This is a genomic window from Corynebacterium sp. UMB0012 (assembly GCF_030216265.1).
Lineage (GTDB): Bacteria > Actinomycetota > Actinomycetes > Mycobacteriales > Mycobacteriaceae > Corynebacterium.
The window spans coordinates 1-249 of record NZ_JASOKQ010000129.1 but is presented as its reverse complement, the minus strand read 5'-3'; the positions used below and the strand labels follow the sequence as shown (position 1 = coordinate 249).

General features: G+C 38.6%; 1 protein-coding gene. It reads right to left on the bottom strand.

The annotated features are described in order from the left end of the window. Positions 1 to 249: DEAD/DEAH box helicase (locus QP324_RS12150; RefSeq protein WP_284816244.1), on the bottom strand; the 249-nt coding region annotated here is incomplete at both ends.

Below are 249 nucleotides of genomic sequence, written 5' to 3'. Positions count from 1 at the left end.
ACTTGTGGCGTTGCTGTTGCTGTTAGTGCAATCACAGTTGGTTGTTGTTGAAATTGATCGATAATCTCTGCTAAACGCAAATAGCTTGGACGAAAATCATGCCCCCATTGTGAAATACAGTGTGCTTCATCGACTGCGACTAATGAAACATTTAAGAAGTTCAGCTGATAGCGAAAATAATTCATTGCTAATCGCTCAGGAGTTACATAAAGCAGCTTTATTTTTCCTTCATAGGCTTGCCTTAAAATT